19 protein-coding genes are annotated in these 21,063 nt (G+C 68.8%); 9 read left to right on the top strand and 10 right to left on the bottom strand.

What is annotated here, in order from left to right; translation table 11 throughout:
• Positions 1-34: 34 nt before the first annotated feature.
• From pruA to NGR01S_RS15760, 4 genes are all read right to left on the bottom strand, one after another.
• Positions 35-1,672, bottom strand: coding sequence for an L-glutamate gamma-semialdehyde dehydrogenase (gene pruA, locus NGR01S_RS15775; RefSeq protein WP_063037379.1), 1,638 nt, complete (start codon positions 1,670-1,672; stop codon positions 35-37).
• Positions 1,673-1,771: 99 nt separating this feature from the next.
• Positions 1,772-2,890 (bottom strand): succinyldiaminopimelate transaminase, encoded by a 1,119-nt coding sequence (dapC, locus tag NGR01S_RS15770; RefSeq protein WP_063037377.1) that lies wholly within the window; start codon positions 2,888-2,890, stop codon positions 1,772-1,774.
• A 12-nt stretch (positions 2,891-2,902) separates the two neighbouring features.
• Positions 2,903-3,226, bottom strand: a complete 324-nt coding sequence (gene fdxA, locus NGR01S_RS15765; protein ID WP_030522084.1) for a ferredoxin — start codon at positions 3,224-3,226, stop codon at positions 2,903-2,905.
• Between the two features lie 190 nt (positions 3,227-3,416).
• Positions 3,417-5,999, bottom strand: coding sequence for a bifunctional FO biosynthesis protein CofGH (locus NGR01S_RS15760; RefSeq protein ID WP_063037369.1), 2,583 nt, complete (start codon positions 5,997-5,999; stop codon positions 3,417-3,419).
• Between the two features lie 524 nt (positions 6,000-6,523).
• Between NGR01S_RS15760 and NGR01S_RS15755 the strand changes: the two genes are divergently transcribed.
• Complete coding sequence (locus NGR01S_RS15755; protein WP_063037367.1) at positions 6,524-7,036, top strand: PH domain-containing protein; 513 nt, start codon at positions 6,524-6,526, stop codon at positions 7,034-7,036.
• Positions 7,033-8,691 carry a PH domain-containing protein gene (locus NGR01S_RS15750; protein WP_084481081.1) on the top strand — a complete coding sequence of 553 codons (1,659 nt, stop codon included), beginning with the start codon at positions 7,033-7,035 and terminating at the stop codon, positions 8,689-8,691. The genes NGR01S_RS15755 and NGR01S_RS15750 overlap by 4 nt, the downstream gene beginning before the upstream one ends.
• Before the next feature lie 10 nt (positions 8,692-8,701).
• Here NGR01S_RS15750 and NGR01S_RS15745 read toward each other — a convergent pair whose 3' ends face one another.
• Both NGR01S_RS15745 and NGR01S_RS15740 read right to left on the bottom strand, forming a co-directional pair.
• Positions 8,702-9,052, bottom strand: a complete 351-nt coding sequence (locus NGR01S_RS15745; RefSeq protein ID WP_063037365.1) for a hypothetical protein — start codon at positions 9,050-9,052, stop codon at positions 8,702-8,704.
• 323 nt (positions 9,053-9,375) lie between these two features.
• On the bottom strand, positions 9,376-10,134 hold the full coding sequence (locus NGR01S_RS15740; protein ID WP_063037363.1) for an Rv1157c family protein: 759 nt from the start codon (positions 10,132-10,134) through the stop codon (positions 9,376-9,378).
• Between the two features lie 513 nt (positions 10,135-10,647).
• Here NGR01S_RS15740 and NGR01S_RS15735 point away from each other — a divergent pair.
• On the top strand, positions 10,648-11,811 hold the full coding sequence (locus NGR01S_RS15735) for a mannosyltransferase (RefSeq protein ID WP_245664622.1): 1,164 nt from the start codon (positions 10,648-10,650) through the stop codon (positions 11,809-11,811).
• On the opposite strand, the gene NGR01S_RS15730 is transcribed toward NGR01S_RS15735, so the two are convergent.
• Positions 11,759-12,046, bottom strand: coding sequence for a 4a-hydroxytetrahydrobiopterin dehydratase (locus NGR01S_RS15730; RefSeq protein ID WP_063037361.1), 288 nt, complete (start codon positions 12,044-12,046; stop codon positions 11,759-11,761). The two genes, NGR01S_RS15735 and NGR01S_RS15730, sit on opposite strands and share 53 nt — an antisense overlap.
• A 44-nt stretch (positions 12,047-12,090) precedes the next feature.
• Positions 12,091-12,267, bottom strand: a complete 177-nt coding sequence (locus NGR01S_RS31560; protein WP_169811917.1) for a hypothetical protein — start codon at positions 12,265-12,267, stop codon at positions 12,091-12,093.
• A gap of 148 nt (positions 12,268-12,415) precedes the next feature.
• Between NGR01S_RS31560 and typA the strand changes: the two genes are divergently transcribed.
• The 4 genes from typA to NGR01S_RS15705 all read left to right on the top strand — a co-directional run bounded on the left by typA (position 12,416) and on the right by NGR01S_RS15705 (position 17,579).
• Positions 12,416-14,314, top strand: coding sequence for a translational GTPase TypA (gene typA, locus NGR01S_RS15720; protein WP_063037357.1), 1,899 nt, complete (start codon positions 12,416-12,418; stop codon positions 14,312-14,314).
• 41 nt (positions 14,315-14,355) lie between these two features.
• Positions 14,356-16,143: an ABC transporter family substrate-binding protein gene (locus NGR01S_RS15715; RefSeq protein WP_281179755.1), complete on the top strand. Its 1,788-nt coding sequence runs from the start codon at positions 14,356-14,358 to the stop codon at positions 16,141-16,143.
• Positions 16,140-17,036: an N-acetyl-1-D-myo-inositol-2-amino-2-deoxy-alpha-D-glucopyranoside deacetylase gene (gene mshB, locus NGR01S_RS15710; protein ID WP_063037560.1), complete on the top strand. Its 897-nt coding sequence runs from the start codon at positions 16,140-16,142 to the stop codon at positions 17,034-17,036. Before NGR01S_RS15715 ends, mshB begins: the two co-directional genes overlap by 4 nt.
• Before the next feature lie 87 nt (positions 17,037-17,123).
• Entirely contained in the window at positions 17,124-17,579 is a 456-nt protein-coding gene (locus NGR01S_RS15705; protein ID WP_245664611.1) for a hypothetical protein, read from the top strand.
• A 22-nt stretch (positions 17,580-17,601) separates the two neighbouring features.
• On the opposite strand, the gene NGR01S_RS15700 is transcribed toward NGR01S_RS15705, so the two are convergent.
• A complete protein-coding gene (locus tag NGR01S_RS15700) occupies positions 17,602-18,318 on the bottom strand; it encodes a DUF1906 domain-containing protein (RefSeq protein WP_063037354.1) in 717 nt (238 codons plus the stop codon).
• Positions 18,319-18,481: 163 nt separating this feature from the next.
• Positions 18,482-19,645, bottom strand: coding sequence for a hypothetical protein (locus NGR01S_RS15695; RefSeq protein ID WP_245664610.1), 1,164 nt, complete (start codon positions 19,643-19,645; stop codon positions 18,482-18,484).
• A gap of 236 nt (positions 19,646-19,881) precedes the next feature.
• Between NGR01S_RS15695 and NGR01S_RS15690 the strand changes: the two genes are divergently transcribed.
• The gene (locus NGR01S_RS15690) at positions 19,882-20,403 is read left to right on the top strand and encodes a MarR family winged helix-turn-helix transcriptional regulator (RefSeq protein WP_063037351.1); all 522 of its coding nucleotides are present in this window, start codon (positions 19,882-19,884) and stop codon (positions 20,401-20,403) included.
• A 52-nt stretch (positions 20,404-20,455) separates the two neighbouring features.
• Entirely contained in the window at positions 20,456-21,049 is a 594-nt protein-coding gene (locus NGR01S_RS15685; protein ID WP_063037349.1) for a TerD family protein, read from the top strand.
• Positions 21,050-21,063: the final 14 nt, after the last annotated feature.

Here is a 21,063-nt window from a genome sequence, read left to right as displayed (position 1 = left end):
GGCGGGTCCGGGCGCACGGCAGGGCGGGCCCCGCTCATCCCTGCTCCATATGGGGATAGCGGTGGTCGGTATGCGGGACGAAGGTTTCCTTCAGGGTGCGCGGGGCCACCCAGCGCAGCAGGTTCAGCGGGGATCCCGCCTTGTCGTCGGTTCCCGACGCACGTGCCCCGCCGAATGGCTGCTGCCCCACAACCGCGCCGGTGGGTTTGTCGTTGACGTAGAAGTTGCCGGCCGCGAACCGCAGGAGCTGCGCGGCCTCCTCCACGGCGTGCCGGTCCCGCGCGAAGACCGCACCGGTCAAGGCGTACGGGCCGGTGGACTCCACCTCGGCCAAGATCGTTCGATAGGCGTCGGGCTGGGAATCGTCGTACACGAACACCGACAGGATCGGGCCGAAGTATTCGGTGGCGAACGATTCGTCGCGCGGATCGTCGGCGAGCAGCACGGTCGGCCGGACGAACCAGCCCTCGCTGTCGTCGTAGGTGCCCCCCACCGGCACGTCCACCCCGGCGAACCGGGCCCGCTCGATCGCCCGCACGCTCTTGTCGTAGGCCCGCCGGTCGATCACCGCGCCACCGAAGTTCGACAGATCCGCGATATCGCCGTAGCTCAGGCCCTCGGCGATACCGAGGAAATCGTCGCCCATCTCCCGCCACAGCGAGCGCGGCAGATAAGCACGCGACGCGGCCGAACATTTCTGGCCCTGGTATTCGTAGGCGCCGCGGATCAGCGCCGTCCGCAATGCGGCAGGATCCGCCGACGGATGCGCGACGATGAAATCCTTGCCCCCGGTCTCCCCCACGATCCGCGGATAACTTTGGTAGCGACCGATACTGGCGCCCACCTGGCTCCACAGATAGCGGAAGGTGGCGCCCGACCCGGTGAAATGGATACCGGCCAGGCGCGGGTCGGCCAAAGCGACCTCGGAGAGGTCCCTCCCGTCACCGGTCACCATATTGATGACTCCGGGCGGCAGTCCGGCCGCCTCGAGCAGCTTCATCGTGTAGTAGGCGGCCAGCGTCTGGGTGGGCGAAGGTTTCCACACCACCGTATTGCCCATAAGCGCGGGCGCGGTCGGCAGATTGCCGGCGATCGCGGTGAAATTGAACGGGGTGATCGCGTAGACGAACCCTTCCAGCGGCCGGTAGTCGAGCCGGTTCCACACCCCCGCGCTCGACTGCGGCTGCTCGGCGAGAATGCGCCGAGCGAAGGCGACATTGAACCGCCAGAAGTCGACCAGCTCGCACGGTGCGTCGATCTCGGCCTGCGCCACCGATTTCGACTGGCCCAGCATGGTCGCCGCGGCGAGAGTTTCCCGCCACGGCCCGGCCAGCAGGTCCGCGGCCCGCAACAGCACCGCGGCGCGTTCATCGAACGGCAGCGCGCGCCAATCCGCGGCGGCCGCGAGAGCGGCATCGATCGCCGCCGCGGCTTCGGTGTGTGTGGTGTCGGTATAGGTCCCGAGTACCTGCCGGTGTCGATGCGGCGCGACGATTTCCCGTCGCGCACCGCTCCCCGGACCATGCTTACCACCGATGACCAGGGGGATCTCGGTGGTGCCGGCGGAGATATCGGCGAGCCTGCCGAGCAACCGTTCCCGCTCGGGGCTCCCGGGCGCGTACGTGTGCACCGGCTCGTTACCGGGGGTTGGGACAACTGTGACAGCGTCCATACCCCAGGCTAGCGCCGCCCGCCCGGCCCTGCCCGGCCCCGACGCGCGAATGTCCGCGGAGTCGTTACCACACTGCCGCACAGCGGCGGCCGTGTGCGATCAGCCGCGCAGCCGCTGTGCGGCCGTTTCGATCCGCTCGTCGGTCGCGGTCAATGCGATACGCACGTGCTTGGCGCCCGCGGGACCGTAGAACTCGCCCGGAGCCGCCAGGATGCCGCGCTCGGCCAGCCACTCGAGCGTGGTCCGGCACGGTTCACCGCGAGTCGACCACAGATACAGCCCGGCCTCGGAATGGTCGATCCGGAAACCGGCCTCCAGCAGCGCCGGCCGCAGGATCTCGCGGCGAGCCCGATACCGCTCCCGCTGCACCGATTCGTGCGTGTCATCGTCCAGCGCCGCCGCCATCGCCGCCTGGATCGGGAAGGGCACCATCATGCCGGAATGCTTGCGCACCTCCAGCAACTCGGCCACCAACTCCGGATCGCCGGCCACGAATCCGGCCCGGTAACTCGCCAGATTCGACGTCTTCGACAGTGAATGCACCGCCAGCAGACCGGTGTGGTCGCCGTCGCAGACCCGCGGGTCCAGAATCGAGACGGCCGGTTCCTCCCAGGCCAGCCCCAGGTAGCACTCATCGGAGGCGACGACCACGCCGCGCTCCCGAGCGAAGGCCACCACCTTCCGCAGATGCTCCACACCCAGCACCTTGCCGGTCGGGTTGGACGGGGAGTTGAGATAAATGAGCGCCGGAGTCTCCGGGCCCAGCCGGGTGAGTCCGTCGGCGCGCAGGATCCGCGTCCCGGCGAGCAGTCCGCCCACCTCGTACGTCGGATAGGCGACCTCGGGGATCACCACCAGGTCCGCGGGCCCCAGCCCGAGCAGCCGCGGCAACCCCGCGATCAGCTCCTTGGTGCCGATCACCGGCAGCACCGCCGCCTCGGGCACCCCGGTGATACCGAAACGCCGGGTCAGCGCGGCCACCGCCGCGGCACGCAACTCCGGCGTGCCGTGCGTGGTCGGGTAGCCGGGCACCGCGGCGACCGAACTCAATGCCGCGCGGATCAGCGGATCGACCGGATCGACCGGCGTACCCACCGACAGATCGACGAGTCCGCCCGGATGGGCGGCCGCCCGCGCCTTCACCTCGGCGATGGTGTCCCAGGGGAAATCGGGCAGGGCCGCACTCACCCGGCGACGTTCGGTTACCTCGGTGCTCATCGTGCGAATGCTCTACTCGCCCGCCATCGGGGGCAGCTCTTTGATGAACGCCGGATCGGAATCGACCTTGCCCAGCTTGGTGGCACCGCCCGGCGAGCCCAGCTCGTCGAAGAAGTCGACGTTGGCGTTGACGTATCCGCTCCACTGATCGGGCGTGTCGTCCTCGTAGAAGATCGCCTCCACCGGGCAGACCGGCTCGCAGGCGCCACAGTCAACGCATTCGTCGGGATGGATGTAGAGCATGCGACCGCCCTCGTAGATGCAGTCCACAGGGCATTCCTCGATGCATGCCTTGTCCTTCACGTCAACGCACGGTTCGGCGATGATGTACGTCACTCCCGCTCCTAAGTCTTCCTTCTCCGGGTAACTGCGCCCGCACAAAGTATCCCTGCCGCCCCACAGGCTACGCCCGGTGAGCCTGCCCTAATATTCGATGCCGGCCGGGTTGTCGCCTGGTCGGAGCTTCGTGCCCCGGTACTCCATTACTGCCTCGGCCGCTGCGCGCCTTCAATCGAAGGCCACGCACCTAGACGAGTTCCAGGCCGGGGACAGCCGCACTCCGCTCGGGTGGAACACCGTAGGTGGTGGTGCGTTCCCGGACCGGCCGTCCGATACCCTCGGCGATCTCGGTGAGTTCGGCTACCGTTCTCGCCGACCCGTGCTGCGAACCCGCCATCCGGGAGATGGTCTCCTCCATGAGGGTACCGCCGAGGTCGTTGGCACCGCTGCGCAACATCATCCGGGTGCCCGTGGTGCCGAGTTTTACCCAGCTGGTCTGGATATTGTCGATCCGGCCGTGCAGCATGATCCGGGCCAGGGCGTGCGCGGCGCGGTTGTCGCGGTTGGTGGGGCCCGGGCGGGAGGCGCCGGCCAGGTAGAGCGGGGCGCTCTGGTGCACGAACGGAAGCAGGACGAATTCGGTGAAACCGCCGGTCTCGTCCTGGATACCGCGCAACACCCGCAGGTGCCCGACCCAATGGCTGGGGTTGTCGACGTGCCCGTACATCATGGTCGAACTCGACCGGATCCCGACCTGATGGGCGGTGGTGACCACATCGATCCAGGCCGAGGCGGGCAATTTACCCTTGGTGAGCACCCACCGAACCTCGTCGTCGAGGATCTCGGCGGCGGTACCGGGGATGGTGCCCAGCCCGGCTTCGCGCAGCGCGGTCAGCCAATCGCGGACGCTTTCCCCACCGCGGGAGGCACCGTTCACGATCTCCATCGGGCTGAAGGCGTGGACGTGTATGGACGGCACCCGTGCCTTCACCGCGCGCACCAGATCGGCATAGCCGGTGACGGGCAGATCGGGGTCGATCCCGCCCTGCATGCAGACCTCGGTCGCACCGTCGACATAGGCCTCCCAGGCCCGGTCGGCGACCTCGTCGGTGCTGAGCGTGAAGGCGTCGGCGTCCCCCTTGCGCTGTGCGAACGCACAGAACCGGCAGCCCGTGTAGCAGATATTGGTGAAGTTGATATTGCGGTTCACCACATAGGTGACATCGTCGCCGCAGACATCGCGGCGCAGCCGATCCGCGAGACCCGCGACGGCTTCCAGATCGGGTCCGTCGGCGGTGGCCAGCGCCAGATACTGCGCATCGGTCAGGCCGGCCGGATCACGTTCCGCGGCACGCAGCGCGTCCAGTACATCGGCGTCCAGCCGCTGGGGCGCGGCGGCGAGATCGCGGACCTGTTCGCGGATGGTGTCCCAGTCGCCGAACGCATTGTCGATATCGCTGCGGGTATCGGTATTGCGCCCGGCGGTATCGATCTCGGTGTTCAGATCGGTACGACCCGCCGACTCCCAGGTCTCGTCGGGCTCCTGCCAGGGCAGGCCCACCGGGAGCGCGCCGGCCTTCGCCAGCCCGGTCTCGGTATCGGTCAGGGCCGCGACATGCGCGCCGATCCGCGGATCGATCCACGGATTACCCGCACGCACGTATTTCGGATGCGCCGATGTACGTTCCACCAGTTCGAAACCGGCGGCCGCGGTGATCTCGGCCAGCGTGTCCAAGTTGGGCCAGGGCCGCTCGGGATTCACATGGTCGGGGGTCACCGGCGAGACGCCGCCCCAGTCGTCGATCCCGGCTTCCAGCAGGGCACGGCATTCCTCGGCGGACACCAGGTTCGGCGGCGCCTGCACCGAGACATCGGGCCCGAGCAGCAGGCGGGTGACCGCGATGGTGGCCAGGAACTCGGTGAAGTCCGCATCGGGCGCGTGCCGCATGGCGGTGTCGCCCTTGGCCCGGAAGTTCTGCACAATCACTTCCTGGATATGACCGAACGCCTTGTGCTGCTTGCGGATCGCGACGATCGTATCGGCCCGCTCGGCCATGTTCTCGCCGATACCCACCAGCACCCCGGTGGTGTAGGGCACCGAGAGCCGGCCCGCGTCGGTGATGGCGCGCAGCCGTACCGCGGGGTCCTTGTCGGGGCTGCCGTAGTGGCAGTTGCCCTTCTCGGTGAACAGCCGGGTCGCGGTGGTCTCGAGCATCATGCCCATCGACTGCGCCACCGGTTTCAGTCGCGAGATCTCCTCCCACGACATGACGCCGGGGTTGAGATGCGGCAGCAGCCCGGTCTCCTCGAGCACCAGGATCGATACCGCGCGCAGATAGTCGAGGGTGGAATCGTAGCCGCGTTCGTCCAGCCACTGCGCGGCCTCGGGCCAGCGGGCCTCGGGTCGGTCGCCGAGGGTGAACAGCGCTTCCTTACAGCCCAGTTCGGCACCCCGGCGCGCGATATCGAGCACCTCGTCGGGTTCGAGGAACATCCCGCGCCCCTGTGCCCGCAGCTTGCCCGGCACTGTCACAAAAGTGCAGTAGTGACAGGTATCGCGGCACAGATGGGTCAGCGGAATGAAGACATTGCGCGAATAGGTGATCGTGGCGGGCCGCCCGGCCGAGGCCAGCCCGGCGTCACGCACCCGGGCCGCACTGCGGCACAGATCCGCGAGATCGTCACCGCGCGCGTGCAGCAGCACCGTGGCCTCGTCGACGTTCAGCGTGACCCCGTCACGTGCCCGGCGCAGCGCCCGGCGCATGGCGGACGGGGTCGGCACGGGGGTCGGGACGGTCGGTTCGGGTAGGTCGGTCACGCCCTCGATCATGCGGCACACATCCGGAACTGTCTCCTCCCAGGTCGTTGAGCGTTCACAACCGTGGTGTAACTCGGGCTATTCCGTGCAGGTCGGCTGTGTATATTTGCGCGCCTCCGGCGCGCGGGTCGGGGCCCTGTGACCCCGATTCTTCCCTCCTCCGCTCGGTCGCTGCGCTCCCTCGCTCCGTCGGTCCGGAATCGGGGGCGGGCCCCGACCACTGAAGCAGACCATCCGGAACAGACAGAAGGTTGCGGGCCGGCATGCAACCTCGACCGACCTGGGAAGGCCCACAGCACTGTAAGCGCTCAATGGTCACCAATCCATGGACGGCCCTACAGCACACGCTCGGTCGCGCGTCGGTCCAGAACCGGGGGCGGGCCCCGACCACGGAGATAGACCATCCGGAACAGGCAGAAGGTGCGTGCGGTCGTGCACCTCGACCGACCTGGGGAGGCTCACCTCACTGTGGGTGCTCGAATGGTTGCCATCTATGGGACAGTCGGCCGCACATCGCGCCGTGCGACGATGAATATATGTCGTCGGACAGCCCGCCACGCTCACTCGATACCCTGGCCGATCCGTCGTGGCGGCCCAGTCCGCGCGCGAAGACGTTGTGGACCGTGCAGATCGCACTGTCCTGGCTCGTCGTATTCGCCGTGCTGCTCGGGTGGGTCGCCTTCGACTCCGACGGCCGGACCTGGCAGGCGGCGGTGGCGGGGGTCGCGCTACCGATGGCCGTGCTCACCGCGATCGTGGTGCCCCGCTGGCGGTACCGGGTGCACCGCTGGGAGGTGACCGACGATGCCGTCTACTCCCGATCGGGCTGGCTGACCCAGGAGAGCCGGGTCGCGCCGATCTCCCGGGTGCAGACCGTGGACACCGAACGCGGCCCGCTGGAACGGCTCCTCGACCTGTCGACGGTGACGGTGACCACGGCCTCGTCCGCGGGCGCGGTGCATATCAGCCTGCTGGACCGCGCGGTGGCCGAGCATACGGTGACCCGGTTGACCGAGATCGCGGCGCGGCACCGCGGAGACGCCACATGACGGGACCGCATCCGGCGGGCGGGTCCGGCCCGGCCGCCGAGCCGGAGACCGTCGTTCCCGGCGACGACGAACCGTGGCTACGCCTGGATCGCCGGATGCTGCTGGTCCATCCGGTCCAGGAGATTGTGAAGTTCCTGCCCGCCGTGATCGGCGCGGTCGTGCTGGGTGTGAGTTCCGGTAACCCGCTCTACAGCCTGCTGGGTCTGGTGTTCGTGATCCCGTACGCACTCACCCTGTGGTTCACCACCACCTACCGGGTCGGACCGACCCATGTCGAGCTGCGCACCGGTCTGATCCGGCGGAAACGACTGGCGGTGCCGCGGGCGCGCATCCGGTCGGTGGATATCGAGGCCGACCCGCTGCACCGGATCCTGGGTCTTGCCGTGATGGTGATCGGCACCGGCCAGGAGGCCGAGGCCGGCGACCGCTTCAGGCTGGACGCACTCGCCGCCGGACACGTCCGGCCGCTGCGCGCCGAACTACTGGCCCACACCCGTACACCGCCCACTCCTACCGACGATCCCACCCCGGTCCGCCGCCCCGGCATCGAGCCGGAGGTTCGCGCGGCCGAACTGGGTGTGGAGATCGGCCACTGGCAGCCGGGCTGGGTGCGGTACGCACCGCTATCGCTCACCGGTTTCGCGCTCGCCGCCTCGGCGCTGGGCCTGGCCGCCCAGTTCGGATTCGGTGCCGCCGAGATCGGCATCGGCCACGACACCGTCGAGACCGTGCGTGATTTCGGGGTGCTGTCGCTGCTGGCGGCCGGCGTCGCCGCGCTGCTCGTCCTGGTGGTCGTCGTCAGCGTGGCGGCGTGCGCGCACTACCTGGCCACCTATTACGGACTCCGCGTCACCGATCACGGCAGCACCCTGCAGATCCGCCGCGGACTGTTCACCTTGCGCCGGATCACCCTCGACACCGCGCGATTGCGCGGCGCCACCATCCGCGAACCACTCCTGCTGCGCCTTGCCGGAGCCGCGCAGTTGGAAGCCGTGATGACCGGCGAGAACCCACGCCAGAAGATCCTGCCGCAAGCCCCCCGCGCGGCGGTCGAACGGACACTCGCCCGGCTGCTGAGCCCACACCGCGACGCGAACACCTCCGCGACCGCGGCCCAATTGGCCGCACTCGCCGATATCCCGTTGACCCGGCACGGTCCGGCCGCCCGGCGCCGCCGATACATCCGGGCGTGCTGGCCTGTTCCACTCACCGCGGCGGCCCTGCTCCTCGCGGCCGCGGCGGGGTGGCAGGTCACACCGTGGTGGTGGCTGCTGCCGGCCGGCCTGACCCCAGTCTGCGCGCTACTCGCCGCGGACCGCTACCGCGGCCTCGGTCACGCGGTCGTCCCCGCCACCGCCGGCTCCCCCGCCTGGCTGGTCGTCCGCTCCGGCTCCCTCGACCGCGAACGCACCTGCCTCGAAGCACCCGGCATCATCGGCTGGACTGTGCGGCAGACCTTCTGGCAACGCCGAGCCGGCCTGGCCACGCTGGGCGCCGCCACGGCAGCGGGTAAGAAGCTGTACCTCGTCCACGACATACCGCTGGATCGCGTCTGGACGGTGTTGGACGGCCTCGCCGCCGGCGTCCCGGGCCACAGGCCGAGCACGAACGCCCGCCCTACGGGAAAGCCCGCGGGCGGGCAGGGGGAGCCGTAGTACGCCGAAGTCAGGTCTGGCAGTGGCAGGTGGCGGACTCCCGCAGATCGGGTTCGTCGGCCACCACACGCAGGCCGGGCCGGGTATCCGGACTCGCGTGATCACCTATCCAGGACAGCAGGGACCACCGGGACAGCCCGGACAGGGCCGAGCCGAGACTCAGGAAGGACCCGCTGGAGATCGCCGAACCGAACGATCCGATGGACCCGATCGACAGCACCGACCCCACGCTTCCGATGGACAGAATCGAATACGCGGAGCCGATGGACAGGATCGACCCCTCGGAGCGGATCGACAGAATCGACCGTGACGAGCGCCGGCTCCGGATACCGGACTTGCGCGATCTTTCGACAGTCGCCATCACCCCGGTCTACCACAGCCGGGCGGTACGCGCGTGTGCGTTGGCCCTCCACAGATCGGAAACCATTGAGCACTCACAGTGCTGTGAGCCTACCCAGGTCGACAAGCGCACAGCCCCGCACGGAGTTCCCACGAGAGCGGGCATCCACCGCGCGCTGACATTGCTGTGGGTGTGCTCGGGCGGCCGAGGTGTACCTCCGCGCCCGCGTACACCTCGCGTCCGGTCCGAACGGTCGGCGAGATCCCGATCCGAGCCGGCCAGCGGAGGGAAAAACTCGGGGGTCACGAGGCCCCGGCCCCGTCCGCCGGTGGCGGGGCCGATGGTCAGCCGACGGTGAAGAATCCGATGGTCGGCATGAAGGTGCAGCTGCGGGTTTCGGTTTCGGTGGCCTGGGTGGTGAGTCCGCCGCCGATGACGGCGACGATACGACCGGTGCCGGTGTTCGCGATGGCCGAGAGGGTGGCCGGGCCGTCGGGGTTGATCTTGGCCGCGTCGGTCAGCGGCTGCGATCCGGCCTCACCGGTATCGAGGTTCCGCCACTGCACCGTCATCGGCTGCGGCTGTTCGGCCGTGGGACGTTCGGTGCCCAGCGCGGTGAACACGAAGCCGGTCTGGCCGGCGGCCGGTCCGGGCGGCGGCAGCTGCGCCGGGCCGGGCACCGCGAGGGCGGTGCCGACCGAATCGCCGGACGGCGCGATACAACCCTGGCCGATGGTCGGGTAGAGGAACTGGGCGATCGCCGGCCCGGATTCCGGGATCTCGGGACCACCGCCGCCGCTGCCGTCGAGGAACGTGATGACCCGTTCCAGCGTGGACTTGATCTGCGGGGGCAGATTCACCGTGGCCAGCAGCGCGCGGGCCTGGGAAAGAATGGCCTCCTGCGGGCTGCCCGGCGCGGCGATGTCCTTGGCCGCCGGGGCCGGTGCGTTGACGATGGCCGGGGCCAGGGCGGCGAGAACGTCGACGGGAACCCCTTCGGGGACCATCGGGACGCTGCTCACCGACACCTCGGTGGCGGGAGCCGCGACGGCCGTCGCGGGCGCCACGAGGGAGGCGCCCGCCGCAATAGCGAGCGCGGACATTGCGATCCGCGATCCTCGGGTGCGAAGCACTGGTCTAGCCGTCCTTACCTCGGGTACATCTGGGCGACGCTGAAAAGCCGTCGTTTCGGGGTCACTCTAAGGACACTGACGCGCGTTGTACAGCACCGGGGTCGGGATTGCGAGCCCCATTTTGCTGTGCTACCGAACAGTAGCGTGCAACGGAAGTGACCGGTGTGAGAAATGGGGCGGATGTGCACTTGTGACTCATCGGTTGCTCGATGGTTACCGACCCCGCGCGCACCATTTGCCGCCGACCGCGCGCGGCGCGCGCAAGGCTCACGTCCGCGCGGAAACCGGTGGGGTTAATGTATTCCGGGCCGAAAAAACCGGCGACGCGCCCAACAGCACCGGGTCCGGCCGCCGGCCCGGACCGACTCGAAAGCTCGTGTATTGACTCAGCCCAGCGGTGCCCGGACCGACATTCGGGGGTTCGTACCGTTTCGCCTGGCCCTGGCGGCGCTCGGGATCACCGTACTGGCGCGGCTGCTGTGGATGCTGCTGACCCGGAACGGGATGAACCTGGTCGACCTGCATGTCTATGTCGACGGGTCGGCAGCCCTGCTCACCGACCATCTCTACGATTTCACCTACGCCGAGAAGACACCGGACTTCCCGCTGCCCTTCACCTACCCACCGTTCGCTGCGGTGGTGTTCTTCCCGCTGCATTTCCTGCCGTTCACCGTGGTCGCCATGCTGTGGCTGTTCGCCATCGTCGCCGCGTTGTACTGGGTGGTGCGAATCGCGTTCGAACTGATGCTGGGACGGGACGCCCTACGCGAAGCGCGGTGGCGCACCGCCATGGTGGCGTGGACCGCGGTGGGCCTGTGGTTCGAGCCGGTGCGCACCACGATCGACTACGGCCAGGTCAATGTTTTCCTGATGCTCGGCGTGATGATCGCGATCCGCAGCTCACGGTGGTGGCTGTCGGGAACCCTGGTGGGCGCGGTCGCGGGGATCAAACTGACTCCCGCGATCAGCGGCCTCTATTTCGTGGCGCGGCGCCGCTGGGCCGCCGCCGGCTGGTCGGCGGTGGTGTTCGGGCTGACCGTGGCGGCGAGTTTCCTGATCAATCCGGAGGAGACCCGGCGTTATTTCGGCACTCTGCTCGGTGACGCCGACCGGATCGGGCCGGTGGGCTCGGTGTGGAACCAGTCGCTGCGCGGCGCGCTGAGCCGGCTGCTGGGCAGTGACGTGGGTTCCGGGCCGTGGTGGATCGCGGGGGTGGCGGTGGCCGCGGCGCTGGGGTGGTGCGCGTGGCGGGCACTGCGCCGCGACGATCTGCTGGGCACCGTATTGATCGTGCAGTTGTTCGGGCTGCTGGTCTCGCCCATCTCCTGGTCGCACCACTGGGGCTGGCTGTTGCCGACCGTCCTCTGGCTGCTCTACGGGCCGTACCGGGCCGTACCCGGCGCGCGGATATTGGCCGGATACTGGCTGGTGACGACCCTGGTCGGCGCGCCGTGGGTGCTCTCGTTCCTGCAGGATTCGATCTGGACCATCTCCCGCTGGGGGGTGTGGTCCTGGCTCGGCACGGTGTACGTACTCGGTGCGCTGCTCTGCTACGGCTGGATCGTCTGGGCGGGCCGGACGGCCGCCCGGACCGCTACGGCGCCAGCCGATCGATCTCCCGGGCCAACGCCACGTCCTGTGCCGTGAGCCCGCCCGCGGAGTGCGTGGACAGGGTGAAGGTGACCTTGCGCCACCGGATATCGATATCGGGATGATGATTCGCCGATTCGGCGATATCGGCCACCTGCCGGACGAGTTCTATTCCGGCGGGAAAGGTGGCGACCTCGACCGTGCGGGTCAGCGCATCACCGGCCCGGCTCCACTCCGGCAGGATCTCCAGAGCCGCCGTGATCTCGGGTTCGGAGAGCAGTGATGTGGTCATACCGCCGACATACCCCACCACGACAGTCCTACAACCGCAGCATCTCAGGCGGCGCGCGCCTTCTTCAGGCCCTTTTTCAGTTCTTTACCGGAGGCGCCCGCGGCCTCCAAGCGCTTCATCCGCATGATGACCACAGGGCATTTCACGCAGCGCGTCTTCTTACGACAGCACTTCTTCTTCGGCTTGAGGCTCGAAACCTCGCGCGCCTTGACCTTGCCCATGCGGGTTAGCATACCCTTACTTCCAGGCGGCGCCAGTAGGCCGCCGAGTTCCCGGTAGGGTGTAACCGGCCCAGATGCCTGGTGAGTTCGAATCTCCCTGTCGCAGGGTCCGGCCGCAAGCAACAGTTAACAGCAGGAGGAACCTGGCGTGTCGTCTGCACGCGATTTTCGCAACGTCGCCATCGTGGCGCACGTCGACCACGGTAAGACGACGCTCGTCGACGCCATGCTGCGGCAGTCCGGCGCATTCGCCGAACGGGCCGAACCGGTGGACCGGGTGATGGACTCCGGCGATCTGGAGCGCGAGAAGGGCATCACCATTCTCGCCAAGAACACCGCCGTGCACCGGCACCATCCCGACGGCAGCGTCACCGTCATCAATGTCATCGACACCCCGGGTCACGCCGACTTCGGTGGCGAGGTGGAACGCGGCCTGTCCATGGTCGACGGCGTGGTGCTGCTGGTCGACGCCTCGGAGGGCCCGCTCCCACAGACCCGGTTCGTGCTGCGCAAGGCGCTGGCGGCCTGTCTGCCGGTGATCCTGGTGGTCAACAAGACCGACCGGCCCGACGCGCGGATCGCCGAGGTGGTCGAGGAGAGCCACGATCTGCTGCTGGACCTGGCCTCCGATCTGGACGACGACGCCGCCGAGGCCGCCGAACTGGCCCTCGACCTGCCGGTGCTCTACGCCTCCGGTCGTGCGGGCAAGGCGTCCAAGGAACAGCCGCAGAACGGCGAGGTGCCGAACGCGGAGAACCTGGACGCCCTGTTCGACGTCCTGCTGGCGAACATTCCCGCTCCCAAGGGCGACGCGACCGCGCCGCTGCAGGCCCATGTCACCAACCTCGACGCCTCGGCCTTCCTGGGCCGGCTCGCGCTGGTGCGTATCCACAACGGTGAACTACGCAAGGGCCAGAACGTGGCGTGGATGCACGCCGACGGCGTGAAGAGCGTCAAGATCACCGAACTGCTGCAGACGGTCGGCGTCGAACGGCAGCCCGGTGAGATCGCGGTGGCCGGGGATATCGTCGCCGTCGCCGGTATCCCCGACATCATGATCGGCGATACCCTCGCCGACCCGGACGAACCCGTCGCGCTGCCCCGCATCACGGTGGACGAACCGGCCATCTCGGTGGTGATCGGTACCAACACCTCGCCGCTGGTCGGCCGGGTCCAGGGCCACAAGCTCACCGCTCGCATGGTGAAATCGCGGCTCGACCAGGAACTGGTGGGCAATGTCTCACTGCGGGTGCTCGATATCGGCCGCCCGGACGCCTGGGAGGTCCAGGGCCGCGGCGAACTCGCGCTGGCGATCCTGGTCGAGCAGATGCGGCGCGAGGGTTTCGAGCTGACCGTCGGCAAACCGCAGGTGGTGACCCGGCAGGTGGACGGCAAGGTGCATGAGCCCTACGAAGAGCTCACCATCGACTGCCCGGACGAGTACCTGGGCGCCATCACCCAGCTGCTGGCCGCCCGCAAGGGCAAGATGGTGCAGATGAACAACCACGCCGCGGGCTGGGTGCGAATGGAGTTCATCGTGCCGTCCCGCGGTCTGATCGGTTTCCGCACCGACTTCCTGACCGAGACCCGCGGCACCGGGATCGCCAACGCCGTCTCCCATGGCTACGCGCCCTGGGCCGGTGAGATCCGGGCCCGGCATACCGGGTCGCTGGTATCGGACCGCTCCGGTTCGGTGACCCCCTTCGCCATGATCCAGCTGGCCGACCGCGGGCAGTTCTTCGTCGAACCGGGCGCGGAAACCTACGAGGGCATGGTCGTCGGAATCAATCCGCGTGCCGAGGATCTCGATATCAATGTGACCAAGGAGAAGAAGCTCACCAATATGCGCTCCTCCACCGCCGATGTGATGGAGACGCTGGCCAAACCGTTGCAGCTCGACCTGGAAATGGCCATGGAATTCTGCGCCGCCGACGAATGCGTCGAGGTGACCCCGGAGGTCGTTCGGGTGCGCAAGGTCACCTTGGCCGCGGGCGAGCGGGCCCGGGAGCTGTCGCGCCGCAAGGCGCGCGACCGGGCCGCGCTGTAAGCGGTTTCACCCCCGGACGGGCAGGCGCGGGTTTGGGTAGAGTGCCGAACGTGATTTCGGGGAGGCGCGCGGTGTGGCGCGGGCTGCTGGTGCTCGTGGCGGTGCTCGTTCCGGTGCTGGCCGGATGCACTGCCGACCCGCCGCCGCCCATCGCCAGTACGGACAGCCCGAAGACCCAGCCGGCGCAGCCGACCAAGAACACGGTGGTCGTGGCCATCGACGACATCGGGATCGGTTTCAATCCGCATCTGCGGTCGAATCAGTCCCCCGCGACCGCCGCGGTGGCGGCCATGGTGCTGCCGAGTCCGTTCCGGCCCACACCGGACCCGGCCCTGCCCGGCGCCACACTGTGGGTTCCGGATACGGCGCTGGTCGATTCGGTGACGGTGACCGCCGAGGCCCCGTTCACCGTCACCTACAAGCTGAAGGCTCAGGCGAACTGGTCCGACGGGGCGCCCATCGCGGCCGAGGACTTCCACTACCTATGGCAGCAGATGATCACGCAACCGGGTGTGATCGACCCGGCCGGGTACCGCCTCATCACCGAGGTCCGTTCCTCAGGCGGCGGTAAGGCGGTGTCCGTGGTGTTCGACAAGCCCTATCCGGCCTGGCCGCAATTGTTCGCGAATCTGTTGCCATCGCATCTGATGAAGGATTCGCCGGGCGGCTTCCAGCGCACGCTGGTCGAGCAGATACCGGTCTCGGGCGGGAACTTCACCATCGAATCCGCCGATCCCGGTCGCGACGAGATCCTGCTGGAACGAAACGACCGCTACTGGGGCACCCCGGCCCGCCCCGATCAGATCCTGCTGCGGCGCGGCGGTACTCCCGCCCAGCTGGCGGATTCGCTGCGCACCGGTGACACCCAGATGGCGCTGGTGCACGGCGGGGTCGCCACCCAGGCTCAGCTGGCCGCGATCCCGTCGGTGCGAACCGCGATCATGCCGCAGTCCCGGCAACTCCGGCTCACCCTCAACGGACGCGAGGGGGTACTCGGTGACCACCGGGTCCGGACCGCGGTCCTCGCGCTGCTCGATCCCGCGCTGCTGGCCACCGTCGGCGCGCAGACCGGTAACTGGGTGGAACCGGTGCGCGCGCAGGTGCTCTCCCCCTCCGATCCCGGCTACACGCCGACCGAGCCCCCGCGACCCAACCCCGATCAGGCGTTCGGGCTGCTGGCCGAGGCCGGGTTCGGCCGCGCCCCGGAGCCGCCGCCGGTCTCGGCGACCTCACCGGCCCCGCGGCCGCGCTCACTGGCCCGCAACGGTGAACCGCTGGTCCTGCGGATCGGGGCGGTGACCGGCGACGATACCGCGCTGGCGGTGGCCAATACCGCGGCCGACCAGTTGCGCAGCGCCGGTATCGACGCGTCGGTGCTCAATCTGGCGGCCGACGAGCTGTACAGCAAAGGCCTGGTGGAGAATTCCGTCGACGCGGTGGTGGGATGGGAGGCGACCGGCGGTGATCCGGCTACCGCCCTGGCCTCCCGCTACGGCTGCCCGCCCGCGGCGCCCGTCCCGCCCACGACCGACGGCGAACAGACCGAGGCCCCGGCCGCCGTGGAAGCGGCCCGCCGGGCGCCGAGCAATCTGTCCGGTATCTGCGATCCGCAGTTCCAGCCGTCGATCGACGGCGCGCTGCACGGCGTGGAGGTGCCGCGCACGCTGGGCGAGGCCGAACCGCGGCTGTGGGGCGCGTCCACGGTACTACCGATCGTGCAGGACAATGTGGTCGCCGCGGCCGGGCCCTCGGTGGACGGCGCCTCGCTGAGTGGAGCGATCCAGGCCGGCATATTCGGCGACGCGGCGATGTGGCGGCGTATCCCGTGACCGGTGCCGACGAAGCACGTACGGGCGGGTTGCTGCTGGTCCATGCCCACCCCGACGACGAAACCATCACCACCGGGGGCACAATCGCCCACTACCGGCGTCTCGGTGTTCCGGTGACGGTGGTGACCTGCACTCTGGGTGAAGAGGGCGAGGTGATGGGCGACCGCTGGGCCGGCCTGACCGCCGACCGCGCCGACCAACTGGGCGGGTACCGGATCGGTGAACTCACCCGCGCCCTCGCCGAACTCGGGGCCGGACCGCCGTGTTTCCTGGGCGGCGCCGGCCGCTGGCGCGATTCCGGTATGGCCGGGACTCCGTCGGCGGAGCATCCACGCGCCTTCGTCGAGTCCGGGACGGCGGCGGTCCGGGCCCTCACCGAGGTGATCCTCGACCTGCGGCCCCGCGTGGTGGTGACCTACGACCCGCGCGGCGGCTACGGCCACCCGGACCATATCCGTGCCCACCGGGTGACCACCGAGGCCGTCGAGGCCGCGGCCGGACAGGGCTGGGACACGCCCAAGTTCTACTGGACCGTGACCGACGCCGATATCCTGCGCGACCATCTGCGGGCGCTGGCCCGCCGCACAGTGGACGGTCTGCCCGGTGCGCTACCCCCCGGCTGGCGGCTGCCCGCCGAGGACGAATTGGCGTGCGTACCGGGTAATTCGGTGACCACGGCGATCGATGTCACCGAATCACTGCCCCGCAAACGCGCTGCGCTGCGCGCCCACGCCACCCAGCTCACGGTCGCGCCGTCGGGCCGGGAATTCGCCTTGACCAATATGATCGCCCAGCCGGTCCTGCCGGAGGAGCACTACATTCTGTTCCGCGGCCGCGCCTGGGCGAGCGGGCCGGACGGCCGGGAAGACGATCTCTTCGCCGGTTCGCTGTAGCCGGGCGGCACCCGCGCACCAATAGACTCGCACTATGCAGCACTCGGAATCGGAGAGCGGGGCCGGGCCCGCAGCGACCACCCGACGGTGTTCGACGATCCGGTCGCGCGGATGACCGCCGCCGTGGACGATCGGGCCGGTGCGGGTTCGCGCGCCCGCCGGACCGCATTGGCGACCGCGGTACTCGGCCCGGTACTGATCGCAGCCCTGATCGTGGATGCGGTGATCACCTTGGTTTTGGAGGTGCTCTATCTGCCCTTCTACATCGGCAGCGTCGCCGTGCCGGTGGCCGCGCTGATCGCCGCGCCGGTGAACGTGGCCCTGGTGTGGGCGGCCGCCACCGTGACGACCCGGCCGACCGTGCTGTTCCTGCCGATCGCCGCCTGGTTGGGCGCCTTCCTGATCGCGGCGAGCCGCGGCCCCGGCGGCGATATCCCGTTGCGCAGCGATCTGCCGACGCTGCTGCTGTTCCTGTGCGGCGCGGTCGCACCGCTGATCTACCTGTACGTGGCCGCCAACCGAACGAAACGCCCGGCGCGCTGACCCGGCCGCCGGGCGGCGGTGGTCACCAGGCCCCGTACTCCGCGGCGCGGATATCGTTCACATCCACCCCCACCCCGTCGACCGTGCGGTCGTCGATCTCGAACTGGTGCAGATGCGCGGCCGGATGCACGTATCCCGGCGCGGTTCCCCAATCGTGCTGCCAGAACCACGCACCCACGCCTGCCGTCCGGGCCAGATCGATGGTGGGCGCGTTCGCGTAGACCCCGGTGTTCTCCCGGCCGCTCACCGCCTGCCAGCCGAGCAGATACGGCAGGATCATGGTGGCGAACTCCACGGGGTTCGGGTTGTCGTCGATGGAGGCGTAGATGGGCCGGTTCTCCGGCCCCCCGGCCGCACGGTGCAGCGCCAGCCCGCGCTCGGCGTGCCGACAGCCCGCGTCATATCCGCCGCGCCAGTCCGCGGTGGGCCCTTTGCCGAACTGGTAACAGGACACGATGGCCAGCCCGGCGGACCGCAGATCCTCGACTTCCCCGGCGAGCAGCGGTTTCCCGACCATCCATTCCGCTCCCGGCCGACGGTCGGATACATACCGGATGACCCCGGTGTGCCCGGCCGCCTTGATGGCCGCCGCGGACGGCACACCGCCCGCGTAATCGAGCAGGGTACCGAGCGACGCCGCACCGGCGCGGGAAGTCCCGAGGGCCGACCCCACCGCGCCCGCGGCGACAGCGGCGGCCGTATATCCGAGCAGAGCCCGGCGAGACAGTGCAGAAACCATCGAGACTCCTTCGCACACCCCGGGTGGACAGCAACGGCGTGCCCGGCGCACCTTCCCCATCAGCACTGTGTGCGCCGGGAGCCTCGAACGTGGGTAATTGCACCACATCTGCGACACGACCGCCACGACCGACGACCACGCGCCGCCGGGGTCGACGTCAGAATTACAACAGCCGGTCTATACGTTCGCCCACGTCGAGGGTTCGCCTGGCCGGGTCGGCGAGTTCGGTGCGGACGACACGGACCACCTGCGCGACGATCTGTTTCTTGATGCCCGCCAGGATGCCGAGGACGGCGGCGCGCATACCCTGGGCGGCGTAGTCGAGGCGGACGTTCTCTCGTTCCGGCGGGTCGACTTCCACCACGATGAGCAGGGGGTGGGCCGCGTGCGCGGTGAGTGGCAGGGGAATTTCCACGTCCGCGCGGTAGTGGTTGTCCTTGAGCACACTGACCGTGATGTCGAGGGTGACCGGGACGATCAGATCGAAGCGGACCAGCGCCGGATCTTCGTCGGCCGTGGCAGTCACGGGTACCCGGTCGGTCAGGGTGGGCCGGCCGACCTCGCCACGGACGGTGACCTCGGCAGCCGCCCGGGGACCGGCGCGCAGTGGTCCGATCTCGATCTGCCGGTCGGCGAGATCGGTGACGAATTGTTCGAGGCGGTCGCGGGTGACGATGCGCGGGAAGAACCGCCGCCCGAATTCGGCGTAGTCGGTCCACTCGAACCGGGTGCGGCCGCGGTGCGGAGAGCGTTCGCGGGCGACGATGGCCTCGATATCGTAGATCCGGCTGCGCATCACCCCCGGGTCGCGCAGCATCCCGTTCACCCGATTGGCGACCTCGCGTTGTAACAGGCCGGCGATCGGGTCGAGTAGCCATTCGGCCACCGAGTCGGCGGCCGACAGGCGCAGCAGCACACTCACGTCCGCGGGTTCGACCCGCGGGATATCGATCACGATGAGCAGCGGGTCGGCGGTGCGGGCGTGGAAGGTGAGACCGATGGATACCACCGTCTCCGACCGCAGGGGTTTACCGCCGAGCAGGATCTTGGCCCGCAGGGATACCGGTATCCGCACGTCGAAGGCGACTTCGGAGCCGCGGCGCACCACCACGGGACGGTCGATCCGGCCCTCGGCGAGGAACCCGGCGAGTCCGGCGGGCGCCAGATTGACCGGGCCGATGGTCAGCCCGCGCCCGGTGATGCCGACGACCGCCTTCTCGATCCGCCGCTCGGTCACCGCGTGGGTGATGAACCTCCTGCCGAATTCGGCGTAGTCGATCCACCCCGGGTCGCCTACCTCGATCGGTTCCATGAGTCGTTCCGACACCTCTACCTCCACCGGATACGGCCACGGTACGCGATGAAGGTATCGATCCGGCACGTCCCGTCACCAACCCGGGCGACAGCAGCCCGTAACCGCCGAGGTGGATATCCAGGACGGCACCGGGTCCCCGGCGTTCGGTACCGACGTCGTCGGCCATGGCGGGCACGAATATGCACGCTACATAGGCTGTGTATCGTACATAATTTGTATTCGGGCGAAACAGACGACATAGTGTCCGAATGTCCGATTCGGCTGCACCGCTCGCCGCCTCCGCGGCGGACCTCCGGGACCCCGCCGTGCTGGCGCGGCTCGTCCTGGAACTGAACCTGCTGTCCCGGCAGTATCCGGCCGCCCGCCGGAATTCGCCGTTACAGCTGGACAGATCCGCGTACCTGATCCTCACCCGGCTGCGCCTCGGCGCTCCGCTGTCCCTGCGCGAACTGGCCGAGGCGTTCGGTCTCGACGTATCCACGGTGAACCGCCAGGTGGCCGCCATGCTCGACCAGGACCTGGTGGAGCGGGTACCGGATCCAGAGGGCGGCGTCGCCCGCAAGGTCCGGCCCAGCGAGAAAGGGCTCCGGCTGTTCGAAGCCGATTTGGCCCTGCAACGCCGCGGGGTCGGCGCCGTGCTCGCCGATTGGCCCGACGAGGAGGTCGAGCAATTGGTCCGGCTCCTGGAGCGGTTCAACGAAGGAGTCGAAGGACTGGCCCGCCACCCCTGGCCGCGCCCCTGCCGGACCACCGATTCTCCGGTCCACTGACCGAGAACTCGGTGGTCACCCGGTGTTCTCCGGCAGCCGGTACGGTTGAGCCATGATCACGCTCAAAAAGGAAGACGGCGCAGCGGATCTCGCGGGGATCGCCAAGCTGAGTGTCGGTGTCAGCTGGGACCCGTCCGCGGGCGCCAGCGGTGGCGCGCTCGGCTGGGCGCGCCGCAAGAAAGGTGTCGACCTCGACCTGATCGCCATCCTCATGCAGGGCAGCGAACCGGTCCGTTTCGCCGGGCTGGATTCGCTGGACCCGCTGGGCAACGGCTCGGTCCAGCATTCCGGCGACGAACAGACCGGTGCGGCCGCCGGTGACGACGAAACCGTCCATGTCACCTTCGCCGAGATCCCCGGCGGTATCGACGCGATCATCTTCGTCGCGGCGGCCTTCAAGAAGGGCAGCTCCTTCGACAAGGCGAACAACATCTCGTTCAAGGTGTACGACGCCACCGGCGGCAGCAGCCAGCAGGTGGCCGATATCTGGCCGTCGTTGCTGGGCAACGACAATGCCAATGCCGTGGCCCGCGCCTTCCGCAACGGTGACGTCTGGCAGCTCGAGGTCCTCAACCGCAAGGGCAAGATCAAGCAGGGTGACAAGCAGGCCCTGCTGCGGTTCGCCATGGGCGGCGCCGGTTCCTGATCCACCGCACGTGA

The organism is Nocardia grenadensis NBRC 108939 (genome assembly GCF_001613445.1).
GTDB lineage: Bacteria > Actinomycetota > Actinomycetes > Mycobacteriales > Mycobacteriaceae > Nocardia > Nocardia grenadensis.
Note: the sequence above shows the minus strand (reverse complement) of the source record. Positions and strands in the feature narration are given on the sequence as shown.